We start from the raw sequence: 25,398 nt of genomic DNA on the forward strand, positions 1-25,398 counted from the left end.
CAGCCCCAAATCGCCATCGGCCACCGGTTAGCCTTCAACGATGATCTTGATCGCGCCCGGGTCCACTCCGAAAGCTAGTGCCAAGCGGCGCTTAGCCTCGGGGATGGTCAAGGGGCCGTCATCCGGCGCGCTGGGCGCTAGGGCGGGCGGGGGCACCGGCGGTTCGTCCTCGCCGTCACCTTCGGTCGCTACGGAATCCATCTGGTGGTCCAGAAGGACGGGGATGTTCTTCGCGAATGCCGGGTATTTGAGGCCGGCACCGGCCCCAACCATCGATACCGGCTCGTCGGCCTCCTGATTGTATAGCGAAATCCAGATGCCACGTTCGGCGGGCATGACGTGGTTGGCCCTCAAGCGGGCGGCGCGCGCCCTATCAAAGCGAGCGCGAATGTCATCCGCATCCATTAGGTGGAAATTAGCGTAGCGCCCTCCCTTTTCGTCGAGCGACGCGGCCAGGACCAGATCGGCATCTTCCAGGGTGGACCAACCGGTGTCGTTGGCGTTGCGGGGGAACGCGATCCACGTGTCCTGAGACGTGCGGATCGTGACCGTCTGGGAAACACCGTCCTTCGTAATCTTCCGAAGGCTTCCCTTACCGGCGCGCGGGATACGCTCGACCTGATGACCCTGCTTCTCCAATTCCTTGATGGCGGTTCGCCGAAGAAAGTTTCTGATTTTGACTTTTAGAGGGGCGCTCACATTCGTCATTTGATTCTCTTTGGATTTATCGCTGGAGATAGCGTGTATAATGCATGGAAACCTCGGCAAATGTCAATTGCCATGAAATGGGAAATCAAATCCTGGGTGGGAGGCTTTGCGAACCGATTCTCCAATAAGTTGCCATGATGACAGGCTTCAGCGCTCAGACAGATGCCCAGGCTGGGCTCGGCCTCTACGTGGCCGGCCGATGGGAAGGCCAAAGAGAAGGCCAAAGAGAAGGTGGCCTGACCAGGCTGAACCCCCACCTTGTGGCAGCCTAGGCCTGTCATGCAGTCAGCGGCCCGGCGACCCCATTAATCGACATTCCACTGTTCGGCGAACATAGATTTTCCGATCATCATCGTCTCAGGCCTGAATTTGAATTGGTGCGCGTGCGGAATTGACATTCTCCCAGGCCCTGGGAAGCTGAGCCTTAAGGCCCCGGGGAAAGGGCCGAACATGGGGGGGGGGGTTCTGGTGCGCGCATCCATTGTGCTTTCGCTTTGCTTTGGCTTGGCCGCCTGCGCGACGGTTGAGCCCGTGCCGGCCGCCAGGCCCTTGTCCCAGGCCAATATCGAGGCCCTTGGGCCGACCCGGGCCAGCATCACCGGCGATCAGGGCGGCGTGGGCAAGAGCTGGTACTACACCGACGTCAACGGCGCCGGCGCGGGCCTGGCGGGTGTGCTCGCCGGGGTGATCGTCAGCGCGATCGTCAACGCCGCGCCCTCCCATCGCGCCAGCCGGCAGGCCACCGAGATCGCCGAAGTGGTCACGCCGGAGCGGTTGAACGAGTCGCTCGCCGCCAAGTTCAAGGCGCTCTCCGAAGCGCCGCATGATCGGGCGGTCACCTTCAGCGACGTCGTCGTCACCCAGAAGTTGCTGACGCCGGGCGACCTCGACGACACGCTGGAGATCGCGACCACCTACACTCTGTCGGAGGATTCCAGCGTCCTGCGGGTGGTCTCGACGGTGACCTACAAGAACGCCGCGATCCCTTACAAGACGCCCTACACCTTCAAGAAGCAGGCCCCGGCCAGCGAAAGCACGGGGCCCCTCTACCGCAACGTCTTCACCTACTATTCCACGCCCCTGCCGGTGCCGGTCCTCACGCCGGAACTGAAGGAGCGGCTCGCCGCCTCGGTCCGGGACAGCATGCGCAACGAAAGCGGCGCCCTGCCGGCTGAGGGCACGGGCGAATACAAGGCCATGATGCACGACGTCGAGCTGGCCCAGGATGACAAGCTGACCGGCGGCGAGACCTCCGTCTTCCTGACCCGCGAATGGCTCAAGAACCACGGCGAGCCCCTGAAGCAGGAGATCGAGAAGGCTCACATCTTCATCGCCAAGTACGTGATCCTGGACGTCAACCGCACCGCGATCCCGTCCCTGGAGGGAACCGACGAGTTGCTCGAAACCACCTCGGACGATCGCACCGTTCGCCGCGTGGGCGTCGGGCCTCAGGCCGGTTCATACGTCTCATCGGCCGCCAATGTCGTCACCCCTGCCACCTATGGAAACGCGGTGGCGGTCGGCAAGGCCACGGAAACCTACGTCAACGGCCTGAAGCATCAGGCCAAGGGCAAATAGGCTTGCGCCTCAAGCCGGTCGCCGTCGCGTTGCTCGTCTCGGGAACGCTCCTCGGCCTTCAAGCCTGCGCCACGCCTGAGCCGATCGCCTACGGTCCCATCGGGGAGACCGTGCGCTATGGCTACAAGGACCGCGCCAATCCGGACGGAGGTCACACGGTCCTGGTGGCCCTGCCGCCCCGGTCTCCCCTGGCCGACGCGCGCGGCTTTTGGGACCGCCGGGCCGAGGAACTGTGTCCTGGCGGCGTGGCCAAGCGCATCGTCTTCCGGTCCGAGCGCAAGGAAATCATGAGCCCCGCCTCTTATATTCAGGGCCAGGCGGGCATTTCGAGCCGCGTGTCGACCGGGTACGAGCTCGAAGGCTACGTCTACTGCAAGGCCGCGGCGCCGGCCGGCTGAGGGACTGCGCCAACACGTCCCGATCGGAGCTGATCGGGCGCGGGATCCTACAGCTTCACCTTCGCCGTCTGGCCGTTCTTCAGCACCACGCGGCGCATGATCGCCACGTCGCGGCCGGGCGCGCCCGGGGTCACCGGCTTGGCCACCGTGATCACGAACCAGGCGCCGTCCGGAAGCCCCGCGAAGGTGAAGTGGCTCTGCGGATCGCAGGTCGCGCGCCGCACGAAGGCCGAATAGTCCTGGCTGCGCTCCGGCGGGGTGCGGCCGCGCACCTCGGCCGCCGGCAGAGCCGCGGCCTGGTCGGAGTTGTAGAGGATCGTCATCCGGCGCTTGACCCACGGGGTCTCGGGCGTGAGCACGACCGGGGATCCGGCGCAGGTAAAGGCTTGGCCGGCCGCGCCATAGGTGAGCTGGCCGTCGATGCCGCCCTTGCCGGGCGCCTGGGACCAGGCGAAATCGGCCGGGCGGAAGGCGGCCGACGCGGCGGCCGCCGCTGTCGAGGCCGGGGCCGGCGACGTCGGGCCGCCCGGGCTCGCACAGGCGCCGAGCAGCAGGAGAGCGCCTGTTGCGTAGGCTAAGCGTGCGTTCATCCGAAACCTCCCAATAAAGCGTGACTAGAATTGCATGCCGGCCGCGGCGGTGAAAGCGCCTGAGCGCCTCGCCGCCCGGTCAGTTACCCCTGATAAGACGCCGCCGCTCGGCGCCTTCCGTCCAATGGTTCTCCTGCGCCCGCTGCAGGCGGATCGCGGCTTTCGCGGCGGCCTGGTGGGCCTCCAGGTTGGTGGCCGGGCCGAGATCGGCGACGATCGCCTCCAGGCGCTGGGCGAGGACCCGGCCGCGCTCGGCCTGTTCGCCCAGCGACAGCGAGGCCTCCAGCGCCAGCGAGGTCGCGCCGATCGCCGGCACGATTGCGCCCGCCACCCCGACCAGGCCGGCCAGCCAGTGCGGCCCTTCATGCCCGAGCACCGCCATGCCGATGGTGGTCGCGACATAGGACACCAGGATCACCATCAGGACGACGAAGCTGACGGTTTCGACCTGATGGATGCGGTGGGAGACCCGGCCGTTGATCAGCGACTGGCCCCGGTGATAGGCCGCCTGGCCCGCGATCAGCTCGTCGACGGCCCAGCCGCCCCAGGCCCGCACGCGCTCGGGCCCGAAGGCCCCCCGGGGCAGGCCGGCCTCGAGCCGGATGCGCCTGGCCTGTGAGCTGCTGGCCAGCAGGCCCGCCCCGTGCTGGGCGGTGTTGACGCCCAGCGTCCAGGCCACCCGCTCCAGCCGCAGGTCCTCGGCCAGCCGCCGGCTCTCGCCCCACAGATGATGCCGCCGGCCGCGCTCGGCCCCCCGCCAGACGAGGAAGGCGCCGAGCGCCAGCGCCAGTTCGATCAGCACCATCACCAGCTCCGTCTGCGGCCAGAGCCCGGAGATGGTGCCGGCTATGGTCGCCAGGATGGCCACGGCGAGCAGGATGACCTGATGCGAGCGGTGCACGGCGCCCAGGTGGCTCGCATCGCCGTCGGCCGCCGCGTGCGCCTCGCTCAGGCGCGCGAAGCCGGGCTCGGCGCGCAGGTCCGCCGGCGTCGCCACCGCATCGAACGCGGCCGCTGTGCCGCCCAACGCCCGACGGAACACGGCATAGGCGCGCCAATGGCGGAAAATCCCCGGCTTGGCCGGCGGCCGGGCGCTGGAGTCCCGCGGCGGCTCGGGCTTCAGGACCAGGTCCCGCAGCGCCTCGTGGATCGCCGCGGGCGTCGCGCTGCGCACCAGCGGCCCATGGCCGACGCCCAGCTGCTCCAGGAATTCCAGGAATCCGAAATCCTCATCCAGGTGCTCGGGCCGGATCACCCGCAGCGCTTCGGGCTCGCCGGGCTTGATCCACAGGACCGGGACCGCGTGCTCCAGCGCCAGCCGCACCGCGTCCGCCGTTCCGCCGGCGCCGCGCGCATGTTCGCCCGTCCAGACCACCACCAGCAGATCCGCGGCCACGATCAGCCATCGCGTCTGGGCGAGGTAGGCGCTGCGCCCGAGCGCCTCCGTCGCCTGTCCGTCGAGCCAGGTCCCGGCCTCCATCAGCCGCGCCGTCTGGGCCTCGACCGTGTCGTCGAGGAACGGGAAGACGCCGTGTACGGGTCCCAGCCCCGCGGCGGTCCAGGCCTCGGCGGCCAGCAGGTCCGCGCCGGGGGCCAGTCCGGTGATCAGCCGCGCCTCGGCGACCCCGGCCTGGGCGAGCATGGCGAAGGCTGTCTCCAGCTCCGCGGAGACGCAGGCCGGATCGCCGAGATCCTCGGGCCGGTTGTGCCCGGCGAAGGCGACCTGGATGAATCTCAGGCGGGCCGGCGCGGGGCCGGGCGCCGCCTTCTGGCTGGTTTTGGCGCGCGGGGTTCGCGACGGCGAAGCTTCGCCGGTCATCGAGGTCTGGTCCTCAAGCGGGCGCGCGTTCATGCGGAACTGGAGCCGGACCGGCTCAGTACGGGACGTCGTCAGCCGCTTCGACGGCCTTGGGCTTCTTCTTCCTGGCGACCTTCACCGGCGCCGGATCGGCGGCGGCCGCCGCTGCGGGGTCCACGGCCGGGGCGGGCGCCGCCGCCGCATCGGTGGAGACCTTCTGCAGCGCCGACGGGGGAGCGCTGGGCAGCAGCGCGGTCATCGCGCGCGGCTGGGCCGCGGCGCTCTTCGACCGCATCAGGCTGGGCGTCGCCAGGCCGATGGCCACGACGGCGAGGGCGGCGATCGACAGGCCGACATAGAGCGCGGTCCGGCGCGGCCGCGCGCCGGCGATGACGGCCGCCTCGGGCGTCTCGATGGCGTCGTCGGCATCGGCAGCGGCGAGAGTCTCGGCCGCCTCGAAGGTGCGGGATTCCTCGGCCGGAGCTGTCTCGGCCTCCGACGCGCCTACCCGGGGCGGACGGCGCGGGAGCTTGAAGCGGCGCGCCAGCGCCAGCGCGGGGCCTTCGCCGTCGGCGGCTTCAACCGCCGGCGCCGGGGCGGGCAACGGCTGCGGCGGGCTGGCCTCGACGAGCGGCGGCTCGGGCGCCATGTCGCGCGTGGCGCTGCCGATCCGCTGGGCGAGCTGCTCGATCGCGAACTCCCAGTCGGCGAAGAAGTCGATCCACTGGCGGGTCGCGAACTCATAGGCGAAGGCGTCGTTGGGCGTGACGTCCTCGATGCGCAGCGGCACCACGATGAGCTTGCTCTGGCTGGCCAGCGCCAGCTCCTTGTTCATCTCTTCGGAGTTGTTGGAGTTGGCGGTGAACACCAGCAGCATGATCTTCGCCTGGCGGATGGCCCGCACGATGGCCACCTGGAAGTTCTCGCCGGGCTGGATGTCGCGCCCGGAGATCCAGCACTTGAAGCCGCGGCTCTCCAGCGCCTGGCACAGCGTCATCGCGACCCGGTGGTCCTGCGACGCGAAGCTGATGAAGATACTGGCGCTCATTGCCCCTGTGCCCTGAAACCCGAAAAACCGCGTTTGTTCAGTATCTGTTAAGGTCAGTGGCAAGCAAGCCGATTCTCCATTTGAGTGTGTTGAAATGGTTAACGACCTAAAGCAAAGCTTTGCGACCGGCCGCCGATGATTTTCGCGGCGGCCGGTTACTCGCGCGGCGCACGAGGCCGGACGACATCGGCGTCAAAGCGTGTCATTCCCCCGAAATGTCATGCCGCCCGAAAGGCGCGGCCAAGCGTTTAAGCCAGGCCCGGCGAGACCGGGCCAGTCGAGGTGTCACATGAAAACGTTGTCGAAGGTCTTGGCCGCCGTCGTGCTGCTCGCCGCCGCGTCCCCCGCCATCGCCCAGAAAGCCCCTGCCCGTGCGCCCGCCGCCGGCGGCGGCCTGACCACCGGCGTGACCGGCGACGTCAGGTGCCTGCTCACCATGGGCGCGCTCGCCTCGAACAAGGCGAACCAGCAGGCCGCCACGCTCGGCGTCTACTTCTTCGAAGGCCGGATCAGCGCCCGCGCGCCGGGCATGGACCTGACGTCAGCCCTGAAGACCGAGGTCGCCCGCATGGGCCCCGCGGACCTGCAGGCCGAAGCCAAGCGCTGCGCCGCCCTCGTGCAACAGGCCGCCTCGTCGCTGCAGTCGGCCCAGGCGAGCTTCTCCGGGCCCGTCAACACGCCGCCGCCCACCCCGACCTCCGCCCTGCCCGCACCGCCTCCTAAATAAGCGGAGCTCCGGACGGCTAGTTGGCCGGCGCCGCGGCGGTCAGCGCCGGGCCGATCTCGTCATGCAGCACGAGGTCGGCGAAGCCGTCGAGGTCGGTGGGCTCGCGGTTGACGATCGCCAGCCGCGCCCCGTTCCGCTTGGCGAGCAGCGGGAATCCGGCCGCCGGATGCACCACCAGCGATGAGCCCAGCACCAGGAAGACGTCGCAGTCCAAGGTCGCGGCCTCGGCGCGCGCCATGGGCTCGGCGGGCATGGCCTGGCCGAAGGAGATGGTGGCGGTTTTGACGAGCCCCCCGCAGCGCCGGCAGTAGGGGATCTCGCCCGCCTTCAGGAAGCTGTCCTTCAGCTCTTCCAGCTCGTGGCGCTCGCCGCAGTCCAGGCATTTGGCGTAGCTGGCGTTGCCGTGCAGCTCGATCACCTGGTCGGCCGGGACGCCGCTGTCCTGATGCAGGTTGTCGACGTTCTGGGTGATCACCGCGCTGACCGTGCCCCGCGCCACCAGCCGCGCCACCGCGTGGTGGCCGGCGTTGGGCTCGCGGCCGACCCAGCCGGCGCGGCCCGAGAACGCCCGCTCCCAGGCCTCGCGGCGCTTGGCCGGGTCGGAGACGAAGTCCTGGAAGTAGATCGGCTTCATCCGGCTCCACACCCCGCCCGGGCTGCGGAAGTCGGGAATGCCGGACTCGGTCGAGATGCCGGCGCCGGTGAACACCACCATGCGGCGGGCGTCGGCGATCAGCCGGCCGAGGTCGGTCCTGGTGGGTCCGGGGGACATGACCTCATCCTGGCGCAAGGCTGGCGGTTGAAGCCAGAGGGTGTCAGCCGCCGACCAGTCCGAGCAGCGCGCCTTCGATCCTCGGCAGCACCTGCAGCAGGGCGCCGATGATCAGGATCACGATGATCGGGCTGATGTCGATGCCGCCCAGGGTCGGGATGATCCGCTGCACGGGCCTGAGGAATGGCCGGGTGATCGCGTCGAGGAACCGCGAGACGTTGTAGACCAGCGGATTGCGCAGGTTGATCACCTCGAACGCCACCAGCCACGACATCACCGCGCTGGCGATGATCGCGAACCACAGCAGGTTCAGCAGCGGCCCGATAATCGCGAAAATGAAGATGATGATTGTCGCCATCGCCCGTCCCAGTGTGCTGCACGCCTGTCTAACCTCGTTTGCCGCCCTGACAAGTCGATCCGCAAACAAGGGTTTGCGTGGGCGTGGCTTGACAGAGCCCGGCTCAAAAGGGTTATTCCGCGCCTTCCTGGGGCCGTAGCTCAGATGGTAGAGCGCCTCGTTCGCAATGAGGAGGTCAGGGGTTCGATTCCCCTCGGCTCCACCAGGAACCCCTGAACACCGCACCGTTGCGCCGTCTCGCCGAACGGGGGCAATCATAGGCCATGCCGTCCCGCCCGACGAAAACCGGCCGTCTCGCGCTCAGCGTCGTCGTGCCCTGCTTCAACGAAGCCCAGGGCCTGCCGCTGTTCGTCGAGCGGATGATGGCCGCCGCGCAAGCTGTGGCCAGGGGCTCCTATGAGCTGGTGCTGGTCAACGACGGCTCCCGCGATGCGACCTGGGAGGTCATCCGCGGCCTGACCGCACGCCACCCGGCAGTGGTCGGGATCAACCTCACGCGCAACCACGGCCATCAGCTGGCGGTGACCGCGGGCCTCAGCCTTTCGCGCGGCGCGCGCGTGCTGATCATCGACGCCGACCTGCAGGACCCGCCCGAGCTCCTCCCCGACATGATGGCGCGGATGGATGAGGGCTATGACGTGGTCTACGGCCGCCGCCGCACGCGCACCGACGAGAGCCGCTTCAAGGTGGCGACCGCAGCGATGTTCTACCGGCTGCTCGGCCGGCTGTCGGAGGTGGATATCCCCGTCGACACCGGCGATTTCCGGCTGATGTCGCGGCGGATCGTCGATCGCCTCAACGCCATGCCGGAGCACGACCGCTATCTGCGCGGCATGGTCGCCTGGCTGGGCGGCGCCCAGGCCGAGCTGCTCTACGACCGCGATCCGCGCCATGCCGGCGAGACCGGCTATACGCTGCGCAAGATGTTGCGGCTGGCGGTCAACGGGGTGACCAGCTTCTCGACCGCACCGCTGAAGGCCGCCCTGGTGCTGGCGACGGTCGGCATCTTCATCGCCGCCGGCATCCTGATCTACGCCCTGATCGGCTTCTTCACCGGCAGCGTCCAACCGGGCTGGACCAGCCTGGCGCTGATCATGGTGTTCTTCGGCATCTCCCAGTTGGGCTGCCTGGCGATCATCGGGGCCTATGTCGGGCGCACCTATATGCAGCTGAAGGGCCGCCCCCTCTTCCTGATCGACGAGATCGCCACCCAGGCCCCGGCCTCTCCGGCGGGGCGCGCGCCCGCGAAACACCCCCCGGCGGCGCGCGCGAAGACGCCGCGCAGGTGGGCCGGCTGATGGACCCCGCCGAGTTCGACAAGTTCGCCGACGAATATCTGGCGACCCACGCCCAGAACCTGAAGATCAGCGGCGAGGACCCCGACTACTTCGCCCGCGCCAAGGCCGAGGTGCTGCGCAGGCGCTGGACGCAGCTTGGCCTCGCCGAGCCGGCCGCGATCCTCGATTTCGGCGCTGGGATCGGCAACGCCTGGCCGCATCTGGCCGAGGTCTTTCCGGGCGCGGCGATCACCGGCCTCGACGTCTCCGAAAAGAGCCTGGGCATCGCCGAGCGGCGGTTCCCCGGCGTGGCGACCGCGCTGCGCTACGACGGAGACCGCATTCCTCTTCCGGAGAAGAGCTTCGACCTGATCTTCTCGGCCTGCGTCTTCCACCACATCCCGGCCGACCGGCACGTCGACCTGTTCGGCCAGCTCAAGGCCCTGTTGACGCCTAACGGCCGGATGGCGATCTTTGAGCACAACCCGGTCAACCCGGTGACCCGCCACATCGTCGACACCTGCGAGTTCGACGAGAACGCTGTCCTGATCCCCGCCGCCGAGATGCGCCGCCGCCAGGCCCGCGCCGGCTTCCGGGGCGTCGAGACGGCCTACACCGGCTTCTTCCCGGGCGCGCTCGCCGCGCTCCGACCCCTGGAGCGGTGGATGACCGCGGTGCCGATCGGCGCGCAGTACTACACCTTGGCCCATGGCTGACCTGAAAGCCGCCGCCGGCCAGGCCGCGCGCTTCGGCCTGGCGGGCCTGGTCAGCACGGGGTTGGGCTTCGCGGTGATCGCCGCCCTCGACGCCGGCCTGCATGTCGCCCCGCCGCTCGCCAACGCGGCGGGCTACCTGGTGGGCGTGCCGGTGGGGTTCGCGCTGAACCGCGGCTTCGTCTTCCGCCACGGCGGGGCGCTTGGCCCCACGGGACTGAAATACCTGGCGGCGGTCGCCGCGGCGTTCGGGCTCAACCAGCTGGTCCTGCGCGCGGCGGGGGCGGTGCTGGGTCCGGGCGCCGCGCCGCATCTCGCCGCCCAGCTCGCCGGCATGGCGACCTACACGCTCGCGACGTTCCTGCTCGGCCGCTACTGGGTGTTCCGGGCCGCCTAGTCGCCGTGCAGCCGCGCCGCGGCGCGGATCGGCCGGAAGACCGCCTCCAGGAAGGCGAAGACGCCGAAGGCCATCAGGCCGAGCGCGACAAGGCTCATCAGCAGGCCGCCCATCGGCTGGCGGTGCAGGGCCTCCAGCGCGCCCCCGACCCCGTGCGCCTCCACGGCGCGGGCGTGCAGCCCGGCCCGGGCCATGAACAGTCCCACCGGCGCGAGCGCGACCCCGCGCGCGAAATAGCCGATCCGCGCGATGGTCCCGGCCCAGCGGGCGACCTCGACGTCGCAATCCAGCGTCCGGCCGAAGTGGCTCAGGACCGCGCGCACGATGTTGCCGATCCCCGCCGCCAGGATGAACAGGCCGGCGGCGATCACCAGCAGGTTGCCGAGCGGGAAGGTGAGCACCTTGTCCACCGTGCGGATCATCTCGGCGTGCTCGCTGTCCCGGGCCAGGTGGTGGACCGCGTGTAGCAGGCCGAACACCGAGACGGCGAGACCGCCATAGACCAGGCCGCTCACCGCCTGGCCGGCGCGGGCCGCCACCCCCTTGGCGGTCGCGCCCTGTCGGTCGACGTCGAAGACCGACTGCAGGGCCCGCCAGCCGGCGAAGCCATAGAGGCCCAGCCCGATCAGCCAGAGGATGACGACGCCAAGCGGCCACTCGCCCCAGGCCTCCAGCGCGCCGAGCGCCCCGGTGGCGTGCGGTGTCAGGCCGAGCGCCGCCAGCAAGGCCACGGCGCCGACGGCCAGGTAGACGCTGCCCCGCGCCACATAGCCGAGGCGCGCGACCAGCTCGGCGAGGCTGGCCCACGGCGCGGCCGGGAACCGCGCCAGCAGACGGCCGATGGGATTCGAATGGGCGGCGTTCAGCGGAGCGGTCATCTAGCAACCTTCACCGTGGCAACGCGGCCTGGCGCGCCCTGTTCCGCGCAGTCAGTGCGCGTCGTCCCAGTTGCTCGCCGCCCGGGCGTCGACCACCAGCGGCACCGAGAGCGAGACCGCCGGCTCCGGGGCCTTCTCCATGATCCGCCTGGCGACGGCGATCACCGCCTCGGACTCGGCCTCCGGCGCCTCGAAGATCAGCTCGTCGTGCACCTGCAGCAGCATCCGGGCCTTCAGCCCCGCCTCGCGCAGCGCCGCCGGCATCCGCACCATGGCGCGGCGGATCACGTCGGCCGCGGCGCCTTGGATCGGGGCGTTGATCGCCGCGCGGTCGCCGAAGGCCCGCTCGGCCGGCGACTTGCCCTGCGCGGCGGGGATGAAGACCTTGCGGCCGAAGATGGTGGTGACGAACCCTTCGGACCGCACCTGGCGCTGCATGCGGTCCATGTAGGTCCGGATGCCGGGGAACCGCTCGAAGTAGGTCTTGATGTAGGCGCCGGCCTCCTCGCGCGGGATCGACAGCTGATTGGCGAGCCCGAAGGCCGAGATGCCGTAGACGATGCCGAAGTTGATCGCCTTGGCCCGCCTGCGCGTCTCGGGGGGCATGCCCTCGACCGGCACCCCGAACATCTCCGAGGCCGTCAGCGCGTGGATGTCGATCCCCTCGGCGAAGGCCTTCTTCAGCTGCGGGATGTCGCCGATGTGGGCCAGCAGCCGCAGCTCGATCTGCGAATAGTCGGCGCTGATCAGCACATGGCCAGGCTCGGCGATGAAGGCCTTGCGGATCTTGCGGCCTTCCTCGGTGCGGACCGGGATGTTCTGCAGGTTGGGGTCCGACGAGGCGAGGCGCCCGGTGGTCGCCGCCGCCAGCGAGTAGGAAGTGTGCACCCGGCCGGTCTTCGGGTCGATCGCCGCCACCAGGTTGTCGGTGTAGGTGCCCTTCAGCTTGGAGAGCTGGCGCCAGTCCAGGAGGATGCGCGGCAGCTCGTGGCCCTGGGCCGCCAGGTCCTCCAGCATCGAGGCGTCGGTGGACGCCGCGCCCGTGGCGGTGGTCCGGCCCGAGGCCAGGCCCATCTCGTTGAACAGCAGGTCGCCGATCTGCTTGGGCGAGCCCAGGTTGAACGGCCGGCCGGCGACGCGGTGGGCCTCAAGCTCCAGCTCGCCCATCCGCACCGAGAAGTCGTTGGAGAGCTGGCGCAGCCGGTCCGGGTCGACCTTGACGCCGGCCAGCTCCATCTCGACCAGCACCTTCGGCATCGGCCGCTCGAGGGTCTCGTAGACCGTCAGCAGATGCTCACGCGACAGGCGCGGCCGCAGGTGCTCGTAGATCCGCAAGGTGACGTCGGCGTCCTCGGCCGCGTAGCAGGTCGCGGCGGTGAGCTCGACGTGCTTGAAGCTCTTCTGCGCCTTGCCGGCCCCGGCCACCGTCTTGAAGCTGATCGGCTCATGGTCAAGCAGGCGCTTGGAAAGCTCGTCCATGCCGTAGCTCTTGTGCAGCCCTCCCTCGAGCGCGAAGGCGATCAGCATGGTGTCGTCCATCGGCCCGACGCCGATCCCATGGCGCTGCAGGACGGCGAGGTCGTACTTGCCGTTCTGGGCGACCTTCAACACCGCCGGCGATTCCAGGAGCGGCTTCAGCCGCGCGATGACGTCGTCCAGGGGGATCTGGTTGAGCTCGGCCGGGGCCTCGAGCTCCAGCCCGCCCTCGTGCTCGTGGGCGTGGCCGACCGGGATGTAGCAGGCCTCGCCCGGCGCGGTCGCCAGCGAGACGCCGCAGAGGTTGGCGCTGGAGGCCGACAGCGCGTCGGTCTCGGTGTCGAAGGCTACCAGGCCCTTGGCGAAGGCCCGCGCGATCCAGCCGTCCAACGTGGCGAGGTCGCGGACGCATTCGTAGGCGTTGATGTCGATGGCGCCGTGCCTGGGCGCTTCGAGCGTCTTGCCGGCCGCGGGCGTCGGCGTCGCGGCCGGCGGGCCACCCTGCGCTTCCGCCACCCGCCGCGCGAGCGTGCGGAACTCCATCATCTCGAGGAAGGCCGCCAGGGTCTCGGCCTTGGGCTCCTCGACGCCCAGCTCGTCGATCGGCGAGGGGAGCGGGGTGTCGCAGTCGAGCTGCACCAGCTGGCGCGACAGGCGGATCTGGTCGGCGAAGTCGATCAGGGTCTGGCGGCGCTTGTCCTGCTTGATCTCCGAGGCGCGGGCCAACAGCGTGTCGAGGTCGCCGTATTCGTTGATCAGGGCCGAGGCGGTCTTGACCCCGATGCCCGGCGCGCCCGGCACATTGTCGACACTGTCGCCGCAGAGGGCCTGGACATCGACCACCTTGTCCGGCGTCACCCCGAACTTGTCGAACACCTGCTCGGCGCGGATCACCAGGTTCGGGGTCTTCATGGTGTCGAGCATCGAGACCTTGGGCCCGACCAGCTGCATCAGGTCCTTGTCGGAGGAGACGATCACCACCTCGCCCCCGGCGTCGCGCACCTTGCAGGCGTAGGCCGCGATCAGGTCGTCGGCCTCGTAGCCGGGCAGTTCGATGCAGGGCACGCCGAACGCCTTGGTCGCGTCGCGCACCAGCGGGAACTGCGGGACCAGGTCCTCGGGCGGCGGCGGCCGGTGGGCCTTGTACTGGTCGTAGAGCTTGTTGCGGAACGTGCTCTCGGAATGGTCGAAGATGACCGCCAGGTGGGTCGGCGCCTCCTCGGAGGCCTTCATGTCCACGAGCAGCTTCCACAGCATGTTGCAGAAGCCCGCCACCGCGCCCACCGGCAGGCCGTCGGACTTGCGGGTCAGCGGCGGCAGGGCATGGAAGGCCCGGAAGATGAAGCCCGAGCCGTCGATCAGATAGAGCCTGACATTGGGCCCGTCCTGCGTCGGCGCGCGGGGGATCTCGTCCAGGGTCTGCGGGGCGGCGTCGAGCGTATCGGTCATGCCGCGAAGATAGGCTCGGGAAGCGCCGAGGTCATCTCCCCCAAAGGGCCGTCATCCCCCGAACCGCTTGTTCAGGTTGCCCAGCCCGTCGGGATCGTTGGCGAAGGCCTCGGGCTTGCCGTCCTGCAGGTAGGCGGCGATCGCCTTGGCCAGCCGCGAATAGGCCGCCCGGAACGGCGCCCCGCCCGAGCTGACCCGACGCACGCCCAGCGCCTGCAGGCTGGCCGCGCCCGAAAGGCCCGGCCACAGCATGATGTTGACCGGCAGGGCGATGGCTTTCGTCAGCCGCCCGATCAGCGCGTCCTCCGCCGCCCCGGGGACGAAGATGCCGCTGGCGCCGGCGTCGGCGTAGAGGCCGGCGCGGCGCACGGTGTCGGCCTCCGCGGCGTCGCCCTCGGCCAGCCGCTTCAGATAGACGTCGATGCGCGCATTGATGAACAGCGCCACCCCGGCGCTTTCGGCCGCCTGGCGCGCGGCGGCGATCTTGCGCGCATGCAGTTCGGGATCGCGGGCCCCATCCTCAAGGTTGACGCCCACCGCGCCGGCCCCGATCACCGCCTTGACGTTGTCGGCCAGCACCCCGAGGTCGTCGGTATAGCCGCCTTCGATATCGGCGGTAACCGGCACGTTCACGACGCGAGCCACCGTCTCGACGGTGAACAGCAATTTCTCCAGCGGCAGGGTGTCGCCGTCGGGATAGCCGTGGGCCCAGGCGACCGCGGCCGAGGAGGTGGCGACCGCCTTGGCCCCGGCGTCCTCCATCACCGCGGCGCTGGCCGCGTCCCAGGCGTTGGGCAGGATCAGGATGTCGCCGCCCTTGTGCAGCGCGCCGAACGTCTCGGCCTTGGTCTTCTGGTCCATGGGTCCCTCCGGTTGGCTTCGGCTGTAGACGTAGGTAGCCCGCGCGCTGTGACAACCGCTGGCGGAAACCGGACGTCGACGGCGGAGCGGACCGGTGGCAAGCTCCCCGTCTCGGGAGGCTTGGCCGTGAGCAGTCCTTCGCGCAGAGACTGGGTCTTCGACGGCGAGATTGTCGCCGTCCTGGCCGATTGCCACATCCATCCGGGCGGCGGTCCGGCGTTTCCAGAAGCCCTGTTCGACGCCCTGGCGGACAGCGACCTGATCGTCGCGCTCGGCGACATGGGCGAAGCCGCCGGCCTCAACCAGCTCGCCGAGATCGCCCCGGTGATCGGAGTCCGCGGGGCCGACGATTCCGACGACCTGCGGACCGCCGCCCAGAGCCTGGTCATCGATATGGGCGGCGGCCTTTTCGCCGGTTGCGTCTTCGATGCAAAAGCGGCGGGCCTGGCGACCTCGTCGGACCCGTTCGTCGCCGCGCCGGATTTCGACGCGGCCGCCCGCCGCTTGTTCGGCCGGGAGGTGGGCCTGCTGCTCCACGCCAGCACCCACAAGGGGGAAATCGCGAACTGGGCGGCGGGGATCGCCTTGAACCCCGGCAGCGCGGTCCTGCCGGCGGAAGGATTTCCCGCGACCTTCCTGAGGCTCTCGGCGGTCGACGGCGTGGCGGAATACCAGCTCGTCACCGTTTCCTAGCCGCGCTTCGCGCGCGCCCGCGAAACCCTGTAGAACCCCGCCGTGACCGCCACGGCCCCCTCTCGCCAGACATTGGCCCGCCTGACCCTGACCGACTTCCGCTCCTATGCGCGGGCCGACCTCGTGCTGGATGGGCGGCCGGTCTACCTGGTCGGGCCGAACGGGGCGGGCAAGACCAACCTCCTGGAAGCCGTCAGCCTGTTCACGCCGGGCCGCGGCTTGCGCGGGTCGAGCCTGGCCGAGGTCGGCCGCCGCCTGCCGGGCGAGGCGCAGGGGCGCGCCTGGGCGGTCTCCGCGGTGGTTTCGTCCGACGGTGAGGAGACCCAGCTCGGCACCGGGGTGGAGCTGGCCGGCGCGGCGCGGCGCACGGTGCGGATTTCGGGCGAGACCCTGCCGCCCGGCCGGCTCGCCGAGCACCTGCGCCAGGTCTGGCTGACCCCGGCCCAGGATCGCCTCTTCTTGGAGGGCGCTGCCGACCGGCGGCGGTTCTTCGACCGGCTGGTGTTCGCCGCCATCCCGCGCCACGCGGCCCACGCCCAGGCCTATGAGCGGGCCCAGCGCGAGCGGATGCGCCTCCTGACCGATGAGGGCGTCCCGGACGCCGCCTGGCTCGATGCGCTGGAAGCCCGGCTGGCCGAGGCGGGCGCCCTGATGGCCGAGGCGCGGGCCACGACGCTCGCCGCCCTGCAGGCCGAGATCGACGGCCGGGGCGAGCGGCCCTTCCCCCAGGCTCGGCTGTCGCTCACCGGCGAGTGGGAGCAGATGGCCGCCGCGGGCGCCGAGATCGCCGACATCGAGGCCAGGCTGGCCCGCGCGCTTGCCGAGGCGCGGCCCCGCGACGCCGCCGCCGGTCGGGCGCTGACCGGCCCGCACCGCGGGGACCTGGCCGTGATCCACGTCGAAAAGGACCGCCCGGCGGCCGAGTGCTCGACCGGCGAACAGAAGGCGCTGATCCTGAATCTGGTGCTGGCCCAGGCGGCCCGGTTGGCCCGCGCCGAGGGTTCGCCCCGCCCGATCCTGCTGCTCGACGAGGTCGCCGCCCACCTCGACAGCCGTAGGCGGGGCGCCCTGTTCGACGAGATCGAGGCGCTCGGCCTGCAGGCCTTCCTCACCGGCACCGACGAGCAGCTGTTCGAGACCCTGAAGGGCCGCGCTCAGGGCGTCCGGGTCGAAGGCGCCGCGCTGGCGCCGCTCGCCGGCTGAAGGCCGGGCGCCCCGGGACAATCGCGGCCCTCGCAGAACACGCGCCCCGCGTCGGCCCAGGTGCGGATGATCGCCTCCGCGCCGATCCGCTGGGCGCCATAGGCCAGGATCGCGGCGTTGGTCCGCAAGGCCGCGCCGAGCGGGCTGCGCCAGGACCGGGTGGCTTCCGTCAGCTCGGCGTCGGTGAGGCGCACGGTCAGGAGCGCGGCTTGCAGCTCCACGATCTGCGCCCGGGCTTCCCGGCTGGCCCTTCCCATCACGTCGATGACCGCGTCGGCCTCGTCGCGGGTGACCCCGACCGGCGGCGGCTGGCCCGCGGCGCCCTGCTTCTGCAGGGATGCTAGGTCCATCTGGCCGGTGTCCATCGCCGCGACCAGGGCCCGCGCCAAAACCAGCGACTCCGGCGAGCGCGGTGGCACGCCGGCAAAGGGCTGCGCGCCTGTCCCTGACGGCGAGACAGCGACCTCGCTCTCCGACGCCGGGATCCCGACCATCACCGCGACGGTCTTGCCGGTCTGCGGCCCCGCCATCCCGAGGCGGTAGTAGGGCGCCAGCGAGCGCGCCGCCGTGCCCAGGCCGAGCCCCGTGGGCCGCTCTGCATCGACCCGGCATTGGGCCACCGCGCCCTGGGCCACGACCACGCAGACGAGGCGGACCTCGCCCGGCAGGTTCAGCGCCTTGGCCAGGTCCGGCCGCGCCAGCCAGACCTGCGGCAAGGTCGGCGTGTGGGCCCACTCCGGTTGGGGAATGTCGACCGACGTGGCCGGCAGAACGGGCAGCGCGGTCGACAGGCAGGTGTGGGTCGAGCAGAAGTCGGCTTGAGCAATCCGCAAGGCGCGCCGCCGGAACTCGCCGGCCAGGATCGCCTGCGGCCCGCCGGTCTGCGCGTTCAGGGCGACGCCGGCGGGGCTGCGCTGGAATCTCAGCAGGGTTTCCAGCTGGGTCGCGTCGAAGACGCCCGCATAGAGGGCCGCTTGGCGGTCCACGGCCTCCTCGACGCGTTTCGGATAGCTCGCGCGCAAGGCCGCGGCGATGGCTCCGCGGGCCTCCGGCGAAAGGTCCGGCTTGTCGATGTCGTCCATGTCCCGGGCGAGATAGTCGAAGTAGGCGTTAGGGGCGTCGGCCATTTTGGTGGCCTGCATAAGCTCCTGCGCCAGCGCCAGGGCGCGCGAGGAGGTGGGCGGCGGCGGCTGGAAAGGCGGCGCGCCGGGCGGCAGGACGAAGCGGATCGGTATCCTCACCCTGCCGCCGGCGATCGGTTGGCCGTTCACGGTCATCGGGCGCATCAGGAAGCCGCCAGCTAGCGACAGCGCCGCCTGGCCGAAGCCCAGCCCCTGCGGCGCCTCCGACACGACCGCGCAGTCCTGTAGCCGTCCGGCCTCGTCGATGCCGCAGGCGATGATCGCGCGCCCGGGCATGGTCAGCTTCACCGCGGTCGGCGGATAGGCGTTGGCGAAGGCCTCGCCGGTCGGCTTGGCGAGCCAGTCCGGGTTTGTGATCACTGTAGGCGCGGCGGCCCATCCGCGACCCGCTCCGGCCAGCGCCAAAAGGCTCGCCGCGAGGACTATTTCCAGCCGTCTCATGCCTGCTCCCCAGCCAGGCCGCCACTCTACCGCGCCCAGGCCCCGCGCCAAGCCGCTGAAACGCCGCAAAAGGATGCAGAATCAGCGCGAAACCCTATATTAGAAGGGATCTCCGCCAGGGCTCCGCGCGCCGCGCCCGCCTGGTGGGAAAAGAGCGCCGCGGGCGCATCTTCAGCGCCCCGCAACTGGACGAAAAATGAGCGAAGAGAACGACGATCCCCACGGCCCCAATTCTTCTCATGGCCCCGAGTCTTCTCATGGCCCCGAGTCTTCTCATGGCCAGGGCCCGACGCCTGAAAACAACGGCCAGGACGACTATGGCGCGGAGAGCATCAAGGTCCTGAAGGGCCTGGACGCCGTGCGCAAGCGGCCGGGCATGTACATCGGCGACACCGACGACGGCTCGGGCCTGCACCACATGGTCTACGAGGTGGTCGACAACGCCATCGACGAGACCCTGGCCGGCTGGGCGACGCGGGTGGAGGTGATCCTCAACGCCGACGGCTCGGTCACCGTCACCGACGACGGCCGCGGCATCCCGGTCGACATCCACGAGGGTGAGGGCATCTCGGCGGCCGAGGTCATCATGACCCAGCTGCACGCCGGCGGGAAATTCGACCAGAACTCTTACAAGGTTTCCGGCGGGCTGCACGGCGTCGGCGTCTCGGTGGTCAACGCGCTCTCCGAATTCCTCAAGCTGAAGATCTATCGCGGCGGCAAGTCCTACGAGATGGAGTTCCGCCACGGCGATTCCGTCTCGCCGCTGGTCGAGACCGGCGACGCCCCGATGCGCGAGAACGGCCAGCCGCTGTCGGGCACCGAGGTCACCTTCCTGCCGTCGCTGCAGACCTTCGCCTTCATCGAGTTCGACCTGCACACGCTCGAGCATCGCCTGCGCGAGCTCGCCTTCCTGAACTCCGGCGTGACCATCTGGCTGCGGGACCTGCGCGGGGCCGAGCCCTTCGAGGAGGTCATGCACTACGAAGGCGGCGTCGAGGCCTTCGTGCGCCACCTGGACAAGGCCAAGACCCCGCTGCTCAAGGCCCCGATCGTCATCCGCGGCAAGCGCGAGAACGTCGAGATCGACCTCTCGCTCTGGTGGAACGACGGCTACCACGAGAACGTGCTCTGCTTCACGAACAACATCCCGCAGCGCGACGGCGGCACCCACCTGGCGGCGTTCCGCTCGGCGCTCACCCGGATCATCACCGGCTATGCGGAAAGCTCCGGCGCGGCCAAGCGCGAGAAGGTCTCGGTCGGCGGCGAAGACGCCCGCGAAGGCCTGACCTGCGTGCTCTCGGTCAAGGTGCCCGATCCCAAGTTCTCGTCGCAGACCAAGGACAAGCTGGTCTCCTCCGAAGTCCGTCCGGCCGTCGAAGGCCTGGTCGGCGAGGGGCTCGGCTCCTGGTTCGAGGAGCACCCCAACGAAGCCCGCCTGATCGTGCAGAAGATCGCCGAGGCCGCCGCAGCCCGCGAGGCGGCCCGCAAGGCCCGCGAGCTTACCCGGCGCAAGTCGGCGCTCGATATCTCATCCCTGCCCGGCAAGCTCGCCGACTGCGCGGAGAAGGACCCGGCCAAGTCGGAGATCTTCATCGTCGAGGGCGATTCCGCCGGCGGCTCGGCCAAGCAGGCCCGCAACCGCGACAACCAGGCGATCCTGCCGCTCAGGGGCAAGATTCTCAACGTCGAGCGCGCCCGGTTCGACAAGATGCTGGGGTCCGAGCAGATCGGCACCCTGATCACCGCGCTGGGCGCCGGGATCGGCAGCGAGGACTTCGATATCGAGAAGATCCGCTACCACAAGATCGTCCTGATGACCGACGCCGACGTCGACGGCGCCCACATCCGCACCCTGCTGCTCACCTTCTTCTATCGGCAGATGAAGGAGGTGATCGACCGCGGCTACCTCTATATCGCCCAGCCGCCGCTCTATAAGGCGTCGAAGGGCAAGTCGGTCCGCTACCTGAAGGACGACGCGGAGCTCGAGATCTACCTGATCGACGAGGGCGTCGATGGGGCCACGCTCGACCTGTCCAACGGCGAGCGGATCACCGGCGCCGACCTCCTGGCCATGGTCCAGACCGCGCGCGGCGCCAAGGCCAACGTCGAGCGGCTCGCCGCGCGCGCGCCGGCCTTCGCGATCGAGCAGTCGGCGCTGGCCGGCCTGCTGGCGCCCGGCGGCGATCCGGCGAAGGCCGCCGCGCGGCTCGACCTCTACGCCGAGGAAGGCGACGGCGCCTGGACCGGCGTCGCCGGCGAGGCCAACAGCTTCGTCTTCTCCCGCGTGAAGCGCGGCGTCTCCGAGCGCATCGTGCTGGACGAACTGCTGCTGCACGCCGCCGACGCCAGGCGCCTGGCGGAACGCTCCAAGGAGCTGGCCGAGATCTTCTCCGGTCGGGCGACCTACACCCGTCGGGACAAGGCGACCGTGGTCCGTGGGCCCATCGACCTGGTCAACGCGGTGATGGACAACGGCCGCAAGGGCCTCGCCATCCAGCGCTACAAGGGCCTCGGCGAAATGAACGCCGACCAGCTCTGGGAGACCACGCTCGACGCCGACGCCCGCACCCTCTTGCAGGTCAAGGTCACCCACGCCGACGACGCCGACGACATGTTCACCCGCCTGATGGGCGACCTGGTCGAGCCGCGCCGCGAGTTCATCCAGGAAAACGCCCTCGACGCCGAGGTCGACGTCTAGGGGCCAGCTGAATGGCCGTCCTCGTCCTCGGCGGATACGGCCTCATAGGCTCGGCGATCGTCGAGCGGCTGGCCGCCGACGGCCTCGAAGTTATCGGCCTTGGCCGCGATACGGCTATGGCCGAACGGCGCTGGCCAATAGTTGCGTGGCGACAAGCCGACCTCTCGCGGCTGACAACGCCTCAGGCCTGGCGTCCGATTCTGAAGGGCGTCGAGGTTGTGGTGAACGCTGCTGGGGCGCTTCAGCAAGGCCTTAGCGACGACCTGACGGCGGTCCAAGATCGGTCGATGAAGGCGCTCTATGACGCCGCCAAGCCGGCCGCCGTGCGCCGCATTGTCCAGATTTCGGCGGTTGGCGCGACACTGGACTCCCCGCTGAGGTTCTTCAGCACCAAGGCGCGAGCCGACGCCGCTCTGTGCGCGAGCGGCCTTGAGCATGTCATCCTTCGGCCCGCGCTGGTGATCTCGCCCGGGGCCTATGGCGGGACGGCGTTGCTGCGCGGCCTTGCGGCGTTTCCAGTGGTGCTTCCCCTCGTCCTGTCGCGCAGTCCCGTGCGGACGGTGTGGATCGGCGATGTGGCCGACGCCGTGGCGGCCGCCGTCGCCGGGCGCATAGACGCCGGCGCCAGCGTGGAGCTCGCGGAAGCGCCGACGCGGTCGCTCGCGGAAACGGTCCAACTCCTGCGCGGTTGGCTGGGCCTGCCTCCCGCTCCGGTCGTGGCGCTTCCGGATTTTGTCGCAGGCCTCACCGCGATCGGCGCAGATGTGCTGGGCTGGCTGGGGTGGCGTTCGCCGCTGCGCTCCACCGCTATGGCGGTCATGAAGCAGGGCGTGCTGGGCGGCGGAGGCGCGGAACATTACCTGGGCCACACCCTCAAGACCTTGCCCGAGATGCTGGCGGCGATGCCCGCGGGAGCCCAGGAGAGATGGTTCGCCCGCCTCTGGCTGCTCAAGCCGCTGATCCTCGGCGGGCTCGCCGCCTTCTGGCTGGCCTCGGGGATGATAGGCTTGGCTCATCACGCAGAGGCCGCGGCTGTCCTGACCCGACGCTCCGTGCCGGAGGATCTCGCCCGCCTGGCGGTGCTGACCGGCGCCTTGGCGGACGTTGGTCTGGGCGCCGCGCTTCTGTTTCGCCCGTTGGCCAGGTGGGCGCTGAGGGGTATGGCCGTCCTCAGCCTCCTCTATGTCGCCGGCGGGTCGATGCTGGCGCCCGACCTTTGGCTCGATCCGCTCGGACCGCTTGTGAAGGTCCTGCCGGCGCTTGTGCTGACCTTCGTCGCTCTGGCCATTCTGGACGAACGTTGATGCTCTGGATCGACGGGCTTCGCTGGCTGCATGTGATCGGGGCGACCGTGCTTCTGGGGACGGGGGCCGGCATCGCGTTCTTCATGGTGATGGCCGTGCGGACGCGGCGGCCGGAACTGATCGCCCATGTCGCCGATACCGTCATCCTGGGCGATCTCCTGTTCACCGCCACGGCTGTCGTGCTCCAGCCGGTCACCGGCGCGCTGTTGGCGCACGCCTTGGGCTGGCCGGTCACCCGCGGATGGATCGCGCTGTCTCTGGCGCTCTATGTGGTCACCGGCGCCTTCTGGCTGCCGGTCGTCTGGATTCAGGTCCAGCTGCGCGACTTGGCGCGGGCGTCGGCGCTGCGAAACGAGCCGCTGCCGCGGCGTTTCGATCAACTCTTCCGTATCTGGTTCGCGTTCGGTTTCCCGGCCTTCGCCTCGGTGCTGGCGATCGTCTGGCTGATGCTGACACGTCCGGCGATCGCCTGGCCCTGAGGTCGCGCTCAGGAGCCATGATGGCTTTTTGGTCACGGATCGCCGCCGGATACTATTTATGCGTGTCCGCGCAAGACGGTTTTGTGTCGGCGTGGTTACGGTCCCCCTGAGCGTTCGCCGCCGAATCGGCGTCCGCAATCGAGAAGGGGCCCTCCTATGACCGTTGCCAATTCACGCCGTACGGCGCTCGTCGCGACCTCCGCCGTGGCCGCCGCGCTGCTTGCGGGCGCCTTCGCCGTTCCGGCGTTCGCCGCGGACGCGCCCGCGTCCGTCTCGGTCGTCGGCGAGGTCATCGTCACCGCCCAGAAGCGGTCCGAGAACATCAATGACGTGCCCGAGTCGCTGACCGCCATCAGCGGCGACAAGCTGGACGTGATCCGCTCTTCGGGCGGCGACATCCGCGTGCTCTCCGCGCGGGTCCCCAGCCTGGTCCTGGAGTCGAGTTTCGGCCGCACCTTCCCGCGCCCCTACATCCGCGGTCTCGGCAACACCGACTTCGACCTCAACGCCTCCCAGCCGGTCAGCTTCGTCTATGACGAGGTGGTCCTGGAGAACCCGATCCTGAAGGGCCTGCCGCTGTTCGACATCGACCAGGTGGAAGTGCTGCGCGGGCCGCAGGGCACGCTCTTCGGACGCAACACCCCGGCCGGCGTGCTGAAGTTCGATTCCGTCAAGCCCAGCCAGACCTTCGGCGGCTATGCGCAGGCCTCCTACGCCACCTACGGCACGGTCAATCTGGAAGCGGCGGTCGGCGGACCGATCGTCGCCGACATGCTCTCGGGCCGCGTCTCGGCGCTCTACCAGCACCGCAACGACTGGATCGACAACACCTTCACCCGCCAGAACAACGCCACCGGCGGCTACGACGAATACGCCCTTCGCGGCCAGCTGCTGTTCACCCCCAACGACCGGTTCAGCGCCCTCCTCGGCGCCCACTACATGCATCTGGACGGCACGCCGCAGATCTTCCGCGCCAACATCATCCAGCCGGGGACCGACAAGCTGGTCGACGGCTTCGACCCGGAGAAGATCGCCCAGGACGCTCAGGGCCGCTCGCTGCAGAAGGTGGAGATCAGCGGCGCCAACCTGAAGATGACCTATGACCTGGGCGGGCCCGCCCTGACCTCGATCACCGCCTACGAGCACGCCAAGGTGCTGAGCCGCGGGGATATCGACGGCGGCTTCGGCGCGGTCTTCGCCCCGCCGTCGGGCCCCGGGATCATCCCGTTCCCGTCGGAAAGCGCCGACGGCCTGCCCTACCACGCCCAGTGGAGCGAGGAGCTGCGGGTCGCCGGAACCCACGACGCGCTCACCTATACCGTGGGCGCCTTCTACTTCTTCGAAGACGTCAAGATCGACAGCTTCGACTTCAACACCCTGGCCGGCGGCGCCCAGGACGGCTTCGCCTACCAACACCAGAAGACCACCTCCTGGGCGCTGTTCGGCAACGCCGACTATGCGATGACCGACGCCTGGAAGCTGGGCGGCGGCCTTCGCTATTCCAATGACAAGAAGGACTTCCTGGCCCAGCGGCTGATCTCGCCCTTCGGCGCCCCGGCCACCGCCGTCGAGCGGGCCAGCCCTTCGAGCGACGAGGTGAGCTTCAACCTCAACACCACCTACGCCATCGACAAGGACATCAACCTCTACGCCCGCCTGGCCAAGGGCTACCGCGCCCCGTCGATCCAGGGCCGGCTGCTGTTCGGCGACACCATCTCGGTCGCCTCCAAGGAGACCAACATGTCCTACGAAGCGGGCGCGAAGGGGAACTTCTTCGACCGCCGGCTGCGTCTCGACGCCGACGTCTTCTACTACCGGGTCTCGAACCTGCAGCTCACCGCGGTGGGCGGCGGCGCCAACTTCAACCGGCTGATCAACGCCAAGCACGCCGACGGCTACGGCTTCGAGATCAACGGCGAGGCGACGCCCGTCGACCGGCTGAACCTGACCGCCGGCCTTTCCTACAACCACACCGAGATCAAGGACCCGAACCTGGCGACCCAGCCCTGCGGCGCGCCCTGCACGGTCATCGACCCGCCCGGCGCGCTCCCCGGAACCGTGAACATCAACGGCAACCCGCTGCCGAACGCCCCGGAGTGGGTGGCCAATGCGACCGCGGGCTATTCGATCCCGCTGGCCAGCGGCGAGCTCTTCGCCTTCACCGACTGGGCCTACCGCTCGAAGGTCAATTTCCTGCTCTACGAGAGCAAGGAGTTCCAGGGCCGCTACCTGCTGGAAGGCGGCTTGCGCGTCGGCTATCGCGCGCCCGGCGAGGCCTGGGAGGTGGCGCTGTTCGGCCGCAACATCACCAACCACATCTCGCTCGAAGGGGCGATCGACTTCGACAACCTGACCGGCTTCGTCAACGATCCCCGGACCTGGGGCGTCGAGATGAAGGCGAAGTTCTAGG

At 69.6% G+C, this 25,398-nt stretch carries 22 protein-coding genes and 1 tRNA gene; 13 read left to right on the plus strand and 10 right to left on the minus strand.

The genetic code is table 11. The features are described from left to right. Nucleotides 1–27: 27 nt before the first annotated feature. Nucleotides 28–708: a hypothetical protein gene (locus ACESMY_RS01810; RefSeq protein WP_372781572.1), complete on the minus strand. Its 681-nt coding sequence runs from the start codon at nt 706–708 to the stop codon at nt 28–30. A gap of 468 nt (nt 709–1,176) precedes the next feature. Here ACESMY_RS01810 and ACESMY_RS01815 point away from each other — a divergent pair, with 468 nt between their 5' ends. Together ACESMY_RS01815 and ACESMY_RS01820 are read left to right on the plus strand one after the other, a co-directional pair. Continuing rightward, entirely contained in the window at nt 1,177–2,286 is a 1,110-nt protein-coding gene (locus tag ACESMY_RS01815) for a hypothetical protein (RefSeq protein WP_372781574.1), read from the plus strand. Nucleotides 2,287–2,288: 2 nt separating this feature from the next. Continuing rightward, nucleotides 2,289–2,684, plus strand: coding sequence for a hypothetical protein (locus tag ACESMY_RS01820; RefSeq protein ID WP_372781576.1), 396 nt, complete (start codon nt 2,289–2,291; stop codon nt 2,682–2,684). A gap of 47 nt (nt 2,685–2,731) precedes the next feature. On the opposite strand, the gene ACESMY_RS01825 is transcribed toward ACESMY_RS01820, so the two are convergent. From ACESMY_RS01825 to ACESMY_RS01835, 3 genes are all read right to left on the minus strand, one after another. Next, nucleotides 2,732–3,274 (minus strand): hypothetical protein, encoded by a 543-nt coding sequence (locus tag ACESMY_RS01825; protein ID WP_372781578.1) that lies wholly within the window; start codon nt 3,272–3,274, stop codon nt 2,732–2,734. Between the two features lie 79 nt (nt 3,275–3,353). Continuing rightward, nucleotides 3,354–5,126, minus strand: coding sequence for a hypothetical protein (locus tag ACESMY_RS01830; protein WP_372781580.1), 1,773 nt, complete (start codon nt 5,124–5,126; stop codon nt 3,354–3,356). Nucleotides 5,127–5,148: 22 nt separating this feature from the next. Continuing rightward, a complete protein-coding gene (locus tag ACESMY_RS01835) occupies nt 5,149–6,120 on the minus strand; it encodes a toll/interleukin-1 receptor domain-containing protein (RefSeq protein ID WP_372781582.1) in 972 nt (323 codons plus the stop codon). A gap of 289 nt (nt 6,121–6,409) precedes the next feature. Here ACESMY_RS01835 and ACESMY_RS01840 point away from each other — a divergent pair, with 289 nt between their 5' ends. Next, complete coding sequence (locus tag ACESMY_RS01840; protein WP_372781584.1) at nt 6,410–6,847, plus strand: hypothetical protein; 438 nt, start codon at nt 6,410–6,412, stop codon at nt 6,845–6,847. Nucleotides 6,848–6,863: 16 nt separating this feature from the next. Here the strand turns inward: ACESMY_RS01840 and ACESMY_RS01845 are convergent, their stop codons facing one another. Both ACESMY_RS01845 and ACESMY_RS01850 read right to left on the minus strand, forming a co-directional pair. After that, nucleotides 6,864–7,619, minus strand: a complete 756-nt coding sequence (locus ACESMY_RS01845) for an NAD-dependent deacetylase (protein ID WP_372781586.1) — start codon at nt 7,617–7,619, stop codon at nt 6,864–6,866. 43 nt (nt 7,620–7,662) lie between these two features. After that, nucleotides 7,663–7,977, minus strand: a complete 315-nt coding sequence (locus tag ACESMY_RS01850) for a YggT family protein (protein ID WP_372781588.1) — start codon at nt 7,975–7,977, stop codon at nt 7,663–7,665. Between the two features lie 129 nt (nt 7,978–8,106). On the opposite strand from ACESMY_RS01850, the gene ACESMY_RS01855 reads away from it, so the two are divergent. From ACESMY_RS01855 to ACESMY_RS01870, 4 genes are all read left to right on the plus strand, one after another. Beyond that, nucleotides 8,107–8,182, plus strand: a tRNA-Ala gene (locus tag ACESMY_RS01855). 58 nt (nt 8,183–8,240) lie between these two features. After that, a complete protein-coding gene (locus ACESMY_RS01860) occupies nt 8,241–9,275 on the plus strand; it encodes a glycosyltransferase family 2 protein (RefSeq protein ID WP_372781590.1) in 1,035 nt (344 codons plus the stop codon). Beyond that, nucleotides 9,275–9,970: a trans-aconitate 2-methyltransferase gene (locus ACESMY_RS01865; protein WP_372781592.1), complete on the plus strand. Its 696-nt coding sequence runs from the start codon at nt 9,275–9,277 to the stop codon at nt 9,968–9,970. Before ACESMY_RS01860 ends, ACESMY_RS01865 begins: the two co-directional genes overlap by 1 nt. Further along, entirely contained in the window at nt 9,963–10,364 is a 402-nt protein-coding gene (locus ACESMY_RS01870; protein WP_372781594.1) for a GtrA family protein, read from the plus strand. The genes ACESMY_RS01865 and ACESMY_RS01870 overlap by 8 nt, the downstream gene beginning before the upstream one ends. Here ACESMY_RS01870 and ACESMY_RS01875 read toward each other — a convergent pair. The 3 genes from ACESMY_RS01875 to ACESMY_RS01885 are packed head-to-tail and all read right to left on the minus strand — an operon-like array spanning nt 10,361 to nt 15,028. Next, nucleotides 10,361–11,242 carry a DUF1206 domain-containing protein gene (locus ACESMY_RS01875; RefSeq protein WP_372781596.1) on the minus strand — a complete coding sequence of 294 codons (882 nt, stop codon included), beginning with the start codon at nt 11,240–11,242 and terminating at the stop codon, nt 10,361–10,363. The genes ACESMY_RS01870 and ACESMY_RS01875 overlap by 4 nt on opposite strands. A gap of 51 nt (nt 11,243–11,293) precedes the next feature. Beyond that, entirely contained in the window at nt 11,294–14,167 is a 2,874-nt protein-coding gene (gene polA, locus ACESMY_RS01880; protein ID WP_372781598.1) for a DNA polymerase I, read from the minus strand. Nucleotides 14,168–14,218: 51 nt separating this feature from the next. Next, nucleotides 14,219–15,028, minus strand: coding sequence for an isocitrate lyase/phosphoenolpyruvate mutase family protein (locus ACESMY_RS01885; RefSeq protein ID WP_372781600.1), 810 nt, complete (start codon nt 15,026–15,028; stop codon nt 14,219–14,221). A gap of 126 nt (nt 15,029–15,154) precedes the next feature. On the opposite strand from ACESMY_RS01885, the gene ACESMY_RS01890 reads away from it, so the two are divergent. Both ACESMY_RS01890 and recF read left to right on the plus strand, forming a co-directional pair. Beyond that, nucleotides 15,155–15,721, plus strand: coding sequence for a metallophosphoesterase family protein (locus tag ACESMY_RS01890; protein WP_372781602.1), 567 nt, complete (start codon nt 15,155–15,157; stop codon nt 15,719–15,721). 72 nt (nt 15,722–15,793) lie between these two features. Continuing rightward, a complete protein-coding gene (gene recF, locus ACESMY_RS01895) occupies nt 15,794–16,924 on the plus strand; it encodes a DNA replication/repair protein RecF (protein WP_372782280.1) in 1,131 nt (376 codons plus the stop codon). On the opposite strand, the gene ACESMY_RS01900 is transcribed toward recF, so the two are convergent. Beyond that, nucleotides 16,876–18,507 (minus strand): TonB family protein, encoded by a 1,632-nt coding sequence (locus ACESMY_RS01900; protein WP_372781604.1) that lies wholly within the window; start codon nt 18,505–18,507, stop codon nt 16,876–16,878. The two genes, recF and ACESMY_RS01900, sit on opposite strands and share 49 nt — an antisense overlap. A gap of 196 nt (nt 18,508–18,703) precedes the next feature. On the opposite strand from ACESMY_RS01900, the gene gyrB reads away from it, so the two are divergent. From gyrB to ACESMY_RS01920, 4 genes are all read left to right on the plus strand, one after another. Beyond that, nucleotides 18,704–21,205: a DNA topoisomerase (ATP-hydrolyzing) subunit B gene (gyrB, locus tag ACESMY_RS01905; protein ID WP_372781606.1), complete on the plus strand. Its 2,502-nt coding sequence runs from the start codon at nt 18,704–18,706 to the stop codon at nt 21,203–21,205. Nucleotides 21,206–21,216: 11 nt separating this feature from the next. Next, nucleotides 21,217–22,509 carry an SDR family oxidoreductase gene (locus ACESMY_RS01910; RefSeq protein ID WP_372781607.1) on the plus strand — a complete coding sequence of 431 codons (1,293 nt, stop codon included), beginning with the start codon at nt 21,217–21,219 and terminating at the stop codon, nt 22,507–22,509. Continuing rightward, a complete protein-coding gene (locus ACESMY_RS01915; RefSeq protein WP_372781609.1) occupies nt 22,509–22,988 on the plus strand; it encodes a DUF2269 family protein in 480 nt (159 codons plus the stop codon). The genes ACESMY_RS01910 and ACESMY_RS01915 overlap by 1 nt, the downstream gene beginning before the upstream one ends. 156 nt (nt 22,989–23,144) lie before the next feature. Beyond that, the gene (locus ACESMY_RS01920; protein ID WP_372781611.1) at nt 23,145–25,397 is read left to right on the plus strand and encodes a TonB-dependent receptor; all 2,253 of its coding nucleotides are present in this window, start codon (nt 23,145–23,147) and stop codon (nt 25,395–25,397) included. Nucleotide 25,398: the final 1 nt, after the last annotated feature.

This window comes from Phenylobacterium sp., assembly GCF_041691455.1.
In the GTDB taxonomy this organism is placed as follows: domain Bacteria; phylum Pseudomonadota; class Alphaproteobacteria; order Caulobacterales; family Caulobacteraceae; genus Phenylobacterium.